The sequence below is a fragment of the Pseudomonas sp. NPDC088322 genome (genome assembly GCF_044740745.1).
Taxonomy (GTDB): Bacteria; Pseudomonadota; Gammaproteobacteria; order Pseudomonadales; family Pseudomonadaceae; genus Aquipseudomonas; species Aquipseudomonas shirazensis.
Map to the genome: position 1 here is coordinate 598,540 of NZ_JBIURK010000005.1, position 7,036 is coordinate 605,575.

Here is a 7,036-nt window from a genome sequence, read left to right on the forward strand (position 1 = left end):
CAAATCCTTTACAGGCAGATCCCTGAAGACCGCATTCAACCACAACGCGCCCGCGCCGGGCACTGTGCCTTGTGCAGGTTCAACGCGGTGTTGATGATGCCGATATGGCTGAACGCCTGTGGGAAGTTGCCGAGCATGCGCTGTGCTGTCGGCTCATATTGCTCGGCCAGCAGGCCGAGGTCGTTGCACAGCCCGAGCAGGCGCTTATACAACGCTTCGGCCTGTTCGTGACGGCCCTGCAACACGTACACATCAGCCAACCAGAACGAACACACCAGGAACGTCCCCTCGCCCGCCGACAGCCCATCGCCGCCGCTCTCACTGTCGTAACGCAGCAGCAAGCCATCCTTCAACAGCCGGCTTTCGATCTGCTCAAGCGTGCGCACAAAACGTGGATCGTCGGCGGGCAAAAATCCGGTCAGGGCAATCTGCAGCAGGCTGGCGTCCATTTCACTGGAACCATAGGCCTGAACGAAATACTCGCCACTCGGGTCCAGCCCGTTGGCACAGACTTCACGGTGGATCTCATCCGCTACCCTGCGGTAATGCTGGCCGCGCTCAACCTCTTCCTCGGTGGTTTCTGCCAGGCTGGCGGCACGATCAAAGGCGACCCAGGCCATGACCTTGGAGTGCACAAAGTGCTGAGTGCCGCCGCGCACTTCCCAGATACCCTCATCGGGCTCGCGCCAAATGCTCTCCACATACGGCAGAATCAACCGCGCAATGGCCGCGCTGCGGGGATGGCGCGGCAGACCGCCCTTGATCGCCTGGGTCATGGCATCGGCAACTTCGCCATAAATATCCAGCTGATGCTGCCCGGCCGCAGCGTTGCCGACCCGTACCGGCTGAGAGTGCTCATAGCCCGCCAGCCACGGCAGGTCGTACTCCTGCAGATCGCGCTCACCGGCCAGCCCGTACATGATCTGCATCTGCTCCGGATTGCCCGCCACCGAACGCAGCAGCCATTCGCGCCAGGCTTGCGCCTCGTCGAAGTAGCCCAGGTTCATGAATGCCAGCAAGGTCATGGTCGCATCGCGCAGCCAACAATATCGGTAGTCCCAGTTGCGCTCACCACCGACCCGTTCTGGCAGCGAGGTGGTCACCGCCGCGACGATGCCGCCAGTTGGCGCATAGGTCATCGCTTTGAGCGTAATCAGTGAACGCCGCACCTGAGCGCTATAGCGGCCAACGTCGGGGCAGCGGCCGGCAAAGGCCTGCCACTCGTTGAGGGTATGGGCAAATGCCTCGTCCAGGTCGCAGTCAGGCTGCACCGGCAGATGCGAAGGCTGATGGCGCAGGCTGAACACATGGCGCTCGCCGGCAGTTACGCGAAAGCGCACACCGGTATGGTGATCCCAGGCATGAGTGGCGACGCTGCTGGAAAGAATCAGGCGGTCGGGCCCAGCCACCGCGCTGAGGGTCAGTGGGTCGATCTTTTCCACCCACGGCACGCTGCGGCCATAATCAAAACGCAGCACCAGATCCATCTCGAAGCTGGTTTCGCCAGCCAGGCCCTCGACGATGCGAATCACCGAGTTGGTGTCACCCAGCGGCATCAAATCAAGCACCCGCGCCCGACCGCTGGCGGTGCTGTACACCGTCTCCAGAATCAGGCTGTCTTCAAGGTACTGGCGCGTGCTGCTCTCAACCGGATCGGAGGGCGCCAGGCGCCAGCGGCCGTTCTCTTCGTTGCCGAGCAAGGCGGCAAACACCGCCGGGGCGTCGAAGCGCGGCAGGCATAGCCAGTCGATCGAGCCGTCGCGGCTGACCAAGGCGGCGCTACGGCAGTTGCCGAGCAGAGCGTAGTCTTCGATCGGGGCTGGCATTGAAACTCCTTGGCATGGGTTGAACAGGTTTGGCGGGTTAAATCACCGAAAAGTTCTACCGACCCGGCAACATCAGCCCAGGCTATGCCACTCGCGCTTGTCACGGCTGAGCAGCTCGTTGCCCGCTTCCGGGCCATCCTCGCCGGCAGGATATTCATGCACCTTGCTCTCGCTGGCCCAGGCATCGAGAAACGGCTGTACGGCACGCCAGCCGTTTTCGATGTTGTCAGCGCGCTGGAACAGCGTCTGGTCACCGGTCAGGCAGTCGTAGATCAGCGTCTCGTAGCCGGTGGCCGGCGGCATCTTGAAGAAGTCCTTGTAGGCAAAGCCGAGCTCGACATTCTCCATGATCATCTCCGGCCCCGGGCGCTTGGCCTGCAGGTCGAACCACATACCTTCATTGGGCTGGATCTGGATTTTCAGGTAGTTGGCCTTGGGCCGCTCCAGCTCCGATTCACGAAACTGTGCGTACGGCGCTGGCTTGAAGCAGATGGCGATCTCGGTGTCACGCACACTCATGCGCTTGCCGGTACGCAGGTAAAACGGCACCCCAGCCCAACGCCAGTTGTCGATCATCACCTTCAAGGCGACATAGGTTTCGGTCTGGCTGTCAGGGGCTACGTTGGCTTCTTCGCGGTATCCCGGCACGCGCTTGCGGCCCTGCTTGCCGACGCTGTACTGGCCGCGCACCGAGTTCTTCAGGGCCATCTTGGTCGACCAGGGACGGATGGCGCCGATCACCTTGGCCTTTTCGCCGCGCACCGCATCGGCGCCGAATGCAGCTGGTGGCTCCATGGCGACCATGGCCAACAGCTGGAACAGATGATTGGGGACCATGTCGCGCAGCGCCCCGGTGTTGTCGTAGAACGCACCACGGGTCTCGACGCCGACGGTCTCGGCAGCGGTGATCTGCACGTGGTCGATGTAGTGATTGTTCCAGAACGATTCAAACAGGCCATTGGAGAAGCGGCTGACCAGAATGTTCTGTACGGTCTCTTTGCCCAGATAATGGTCGATGCGGTAGATCTGTCGTTCATGCATGACCTTGAGCAGGCAGGCGTTGAGCGCTTCGGCGCTGGCCAGGTCGGTGCCAAACGGTTTTTCGATCACCACCCGGCGGAAGCCCCCTGCCGACTCATCGAGCAAGCCCGCCTCGCCCAGCCGCTGCGCGACCTCAGGGAAGAATCGCGGCGAGGTGGCCAGATAAAAGATGGCGTTGCCATGGCGGGTGCCCTCGACGCGCTTGGCCAGGGCCTGATAAGTGGCCGGGTCGAGGAAATCACCGGTCTGGTAATCCAGCCGCTTGGCCAGCCGCGCCCAGACCTTTTCATCGAGATTTTTGGGCGCGCCCTCGCCCTGCTCGCGGTTGGCCATGAAACTGTGCAGGCGCTCGGCAAACTCCTCTGCGCTGGCGGCGTTGTGGTCAACGCCGACGATACGCAAATTGCGATCGAGCAGGCCGTCGCGGCTGAGGTTGTACAGCGCCGGCATCAGCAGGCGCTTGACCAGATCACCATTGGCGCCGAACAGGAACAACGTGCACGGCGGTGCTGCGGGTATCTTCGTTTGGCTCATGGGCGCTTGTTCTCGACATGCCCACCAAAGCCCAGGCGCATGGCCGACAGGACCTTGTCGCCGAAGGTGCCCTGCTGCTGGCGTGAACGGAAGCGGGCAAACAGCGCGCTGGACAATACCGGTACCGGCACGGCCTGCTCGACGGCAGCGTCGATGGTCCAGCGGCCTTCACCACTGTCCGACACCGAACCACTGAACTGAGCCAAGGCCGGGTCGGCGACCAGCGCGTCGGCGGTCAGGTCGAGCAGCCACGAGGTGACCACGCTGCCACGGCGCCAGACTTCGGCGATTTCTGCCACGTTCAAGTCAAAGCGCTCGGCCTCGGGCAATTCATCACCGCCCTTGCTGCGCAGCAGGTCGAAGCCTTCGGCATAGGCCTGCATCAAGCCGTATTCGATGCCGTTGTGGATCATCTTCACGTAGTGGCCGGAGCCTGCCGGGCCGGCATGGATGTAACCGTGCTCGGCACGTGCGTGCTCACCTTCGCGGCCCTGGGTGCGCGGGATCTCGCCAACACCCGGGGCCAGTGCGCTGAACAGCGGCTCCAGGCGCTCAAACACGTCTTTCTCGCCGCCAATCATCATGCAATAGCCGCGATCCAGGCCCCAGACGCCGCCGGAGGTGCCGACATCCAGATAATGCAGGCCACGCTGGGACAGCTCGGCCGCGCGGCGCATGTCGTCTTTGTAGAAGGTATTGCCGCCGTCGATGATCGCATCGCCTGGCTCGAGCAGGTCGGCCAGCTGGCGGATGGTCTGCTCGGTCGGCTCGCCGGCTGGCAGCATCACCCACACGGCGCGCGGAGCTTTGAGTTTTTGAATCATTGCGCCCAGGTCGTGGGCACCCTGGGCGCCTTCATTTTCCAGGGCGGTGACCGCGTCGCGATTGCGGTCATGGACCACGGTACGATGCCCGGCACGCATCAGCCGTCTTGCAATATTGCCGCCCATGCGGCCCAGCCCGACGATTCCCAATTGCATGTGGCGTCGCTCCCCTCAGAAATAGATAACAAGGCGTTTCAGGTTTTCAGATTAGTCCAGCTCATCGGCAAAGGGTTCAGCGACGAACGGCCTGACAACCATAAACAAAAAAGTTCCCAAGCTCGCAGAAAGAATTCAGAATGCGCGCCGTATGAGCGGCTACGCTTAGAATGTCACTAGCCAATTGCGAGGTGTGCAATGGGTACCTTGATGCAAAACACTCCTGTCCAGACCCTTTTTGTTTCCGTTCGCCGTGATGAACTGCGTCGTCTGAAGGAAGAGCGTGACCTGCTGTTGCAACAGGTCGCACAGTTGAGCCTGCAGCTTGAGCAGGGCAAAAACAGCGAAAAGTCCCTCATTAGCTGAGACCCTTTACCTACATTTATCGCACGTAGTTGTTTCTACCTTGGAAGCCTCGCAGGCCCACCCGGCGGCCTGCTTCCAAGGAGTTTCAGCATGAACCGCCCCCGCCTTTACCTATCTGTAGCTTTCCTGTGCCTGCCTGCATACGCGACCGCGGCAACCAAAGAGTGCCAGCCCGTTGCCGACGATGACGTGCTGTCGCTGTTCAGCCAATGGAATGCCAGCTTGCAGAGCGGTGATCCCGCGGCCGTGGCCAGGCTGTATGCAGTAGACGCGCTGTTGCTACCCACGGTGTCCAGTCTGCCGCGGCTGAGCACTGCCGAGCGTGTTGACTACTTCAAGCATTTCCTTGCTGACCGCCCATCCGGCAGGCTCGATAGTCACCATGTCAGCATCGGTTGCAACCAGGCGTCACTGGCCGGGCTGTACACATTCGATTTTGCGGCGACCGGCAAGCAAGTGGCCGCTCGCTATACCTTTACCTACGACTGGACCGGCAGCGAGTGGCTGATCAGCCATCATCATTCCTCGCTGCTGCCTGCTGACTGAAGCTTGTACCAGGCTTGGCAGGGCACGGCAGGCGGGCGCCAAAAGAGCTGCGCAGCAGACAATAAATAAGTTGAATTGGGAACCATTCGCTTTTATCTTGCGCCCGGTCCTCAATTCAACTGTGCCTGTCTGCCAGGGGCGTCGCATGTCGCTGCATGAAACAGATTCGATCATCCCTCTTGATGTTCTCTACGGTACCCAGCGCAGCTGGCTGCAGGCATGGCTGCGGCGTTCGCTGGGCTGCTCGCAGCAGGCTGCAGACCTGGCGCAGGACACGTTCGTGCGTTTGCTGGTGCGTAACCAGCCAATCAGCGACCGCGCCCCGCGGGCATTGCTGGCGCGCATCGCCCGCGGCCTGGTGATCGATCACTGGCGCCGCGATGCACTGGAACGCGCCTACCTTGAGACCCTGGCCCTGCAGCCAGAGGCCAGTTTCCCATCCCCTGCAGTCCGCCATGAGGCACTGCAATGTCTGGAGCGCATCGCGCAAATGCTCGACGGCCTCAAGCCGGCCGTGCGTGAGGCATTCCTGCTTTACCAACTGAGCGGCCTGACCCACGTGCAAGTAGCCGAGCAGTTGGGTATTTCCAGCCGTACGGCCGAGCGACACGTAGCCAGCGCCCTGCTCCACTGCTATCGGGTGTGCTTCGAGGACGCCCTGTGAGCGCCTGCGCGGAGCGGTTGCCGGAGGCGATCGTGTGCAAGGCCATCGAGTGGCAGATGCGCCTGCGCGATCAGCCGCACCACCCCGAGTTGCAGGCGCAGCTAATGGCGTGGCGGCAGCGCGATGGCCGGCATGAGTTGGCCTGGCTGCGCTTGGGCCAGTTGGCTGGTCAGTTTGACCCTGGGCGGTTACCGGATGCAGCGCAGACCTCGGCCGTGTTACGGCGGGCCGAGGTAGATGTGGGCCGACGGCGGATGCTGTCGTTGCTTGGGGTGGGTTTGGCGGTTGGCAGTGGCGCGTTGCTGTTGAGCCATACCGCACCTGGCTGGCGGAGTGACTTTGCCACGGCTACCGGGGAGCGTCGACGGGTGCCGATGGCCGCTGGTGGTGAGGTGCTGTTGAACACTGACAGTGCAGTGGATATCGAAGCTGGGCGGGTGCTGCTGCGTTCGGGTGAAGTGTTGCTGGATGGGCCTAGCTGGGTTGTCGGTTGCCGCTTCGCCAGTTGTGAAGGGCGCGGAGCGCGGGCGGTGGTGCGGGAGCGGGCTGGGTTCACTGAGGTGCATGTGGCGCGCGGACAAGTGCTGGTGCGCGGGGCTGGCGGGGTGCAGCAGTTGGCTGCGGGGGATGGGGTGGCGGTAGATGGCGGAGGGGTCAGGCCGTTGGTAGGCGTGGGGATCGATCCGTTTGGTTGGAGTCGGGGGGTGTTGGTTGCCAGTGATGTGGGGCTTGGGGAGTTTTTGGCCGAGGCTGGGCGGTATCGGGCTGGGTGGCTTGGGTGTGATGCGGGGATTGCCGGGCTGCGATTGAGTGGGGTGTTTCGTTTGGATGACCCTGAGGGGTTGTTGGGCAATATCGAGCGGTTGTTGCCGGTCAGGGTGGTGGAGCGGACGCGGTGGTGGGTTCGGGTTGTGGCGGTTTGATCGGTGGTTTGTAGTTTGCTGCTTGCTTTGTGAGCTTATCCATTTTCTGTTGTGGCAGTGCGGGCCCCTTTCGCCCTTACGGCGAGTCACTTTTTTGGCAAACGCCCCAAAAAAGTAACCAAAAAAGGGCTCGCTCCCACATACGGCCCCTGCGCT

The 7,036-nt window shown here is 62.1% G+C and carries 7 protein-coding genes; 4 read left to right on the forward strand and 3 right to left on the reverse strand.

All coding sequences use genetic code 11. The features are described 5' to 3' along the window. Nucleotides 1–35 precede the first annotated feature (35 nt). The 3 genes from ACIOAU_RS16505 to gnd all read right to left on the reverse strand — a co-directional run bounded on the left by ACIOAU_RS16505 (nt 36) and on the right by gnd (nt 4,381). Nucleotides 36–1,826 carry a glycoside hydrolase family 15 protein gene (locus ACIOAU_RS16505; RefSeq protein WP_188036320.1) on the reverse strand — a complete coding sequence of 597 codons (1,791 nt, stop codon included), beginning with the start codon at nt 1,824–1,826 and terminating at the stop codon, nt 36–38. Between the two features lie 72 nt (nt 1,827–1,898). Continuing rightward, nucleotides 1,899–3,401: a glucose-6-phosphate dehydrogenase gene (gene zwf, locus ACIOAU_RS16510; protein WP_150569879.1), complete on the reverse strand. Its 1,503-nt coding sequence runs from the start codon at nt 3,399–3,401 to the stop codon at nt 1,899–1,901. Continuing rightward, a complete protein-coding gene (gene gnd / locus ACIOAU_RS16515) occupies nt 3,398–4,381 on the reverse strand; it encodes a phosphogluconate dehydrogenase (NAD(+)-dependent, decarboxylating) (RefSeq protein WP_188036321.1) in 984 nt (327 codons plus the stop codon). Before gnd ends, zwf begins: the two co-directional genes overlap by 4 nt. A gap of 198 nt (nt 4,382–4,579) precedes the next feature. Between gnd and ACIOAU_RS16520 the strand changes: the two genes are divergently transcribed. The 4 genes from ACIOAU_RS16520 (at nt 4,580) to ACIOAU_RS16535 (ending at nt 6,880) form a co-directional block, all read left to right on the forward strand. Then, the gene (locus tag ACIOAU_RS16520; protein WP_178080778.1) at nt 4,580–4,747 is read left to right on the forward strand and encodes a DUF6026 family protein; all 168 of its coding nucleotides are present in this window, start codon (nt 4,580–4,582) and stop codon (nt 4,745–4,747) included. A gap of 90 nt (nt 4,748–4,837) precedes the next feature. Beyond that, entirely contained in the window at nt 4,838–5,293 is a 456-nt protein-coding gene (locus ACIOAU_RS16525; protein ID WP_188036322.1) for a DUF4440 domain-containing protein, read from the forward strand. A gap of 145 nt (nt 5,294–5,438) precedes the next feature. Beyond that, nucleotides 5,439–5,957 carry a sigma-70 family RNA polymerase sigma factor gene (locus ACIOAU_RS16530; protein ID WP_101320907.1) on the forward strand — a complete coding sequence of 173 codons (519 nt, stop codon included), beginning with the start codon at nt 5,439–5,441 and terminating at the stop codon, nt 5,955–5,957. Further along, a complete protein-coding gene (locus tag ACIOAU_RS16535) occupies nt 5,954–6,880 on the forward strand; it encodes a DUF4880 domain-containing protein (protein ID WP_401183332.1) in 927 nt (308 codons plus the stop codon). Before ACIOAU_RS16530 ends, ACIOAU_RS16535 begins: the two co-directional genes overlap by 4 nt. The last annotated feature ends 156 nt before the right edge of the window (nt 6,881–7,036 follow it).

What these genes read in the sequence shown, in the direction of transcription:
- ACIOAU_RS16525 (WP_188036322.1), top strand. Translation starts at nt 4,838, where the DNA reads ATGAACCGCCCCCGCCTTTACCTATCTGTAGCTTTCCTGTGCCTGCCT.
- zwf (WP_150569879.1), bottom strand. Translation starts at nt 3,401, where the DNA reads ATGAGCCAAACGAAGATACCCGCAGCACCGCCGTGCACGTTGTTCCTG.
- ACIOAU_RS16530 (WP_101320907.1), top strand. Translation starts at nt 5,439, where the DNA reads ATGTCGCTGCATGAAACAGATTCGATCATCCCTCTTGATGTTCTCTAC.
- ACIOAU_RS16520 (WP_178080778.1), top strand. Translation starts at nt 4,580, where the DNA reads ATGGGTACCTTGATGCAAAACACTCCTGTCCAGACCCTTTTTGTTTCC.
- gnd (WP_188036321.1), bottom strand. Translation starts at nt 4,381, where the DNA reads ATGCAATTGGGAATCGTCGGGCTGGGCCGCATGGGCGGCAATATTGCA.
- ACIOAU_RS16505 (WP_188036320.1), bottom strand. Translation starts at nt 1,826, where the DNA reads ATGCCAGCCCCGATCGAAGACTACGCTCTGCTCGGCAACTGCCGTAGC.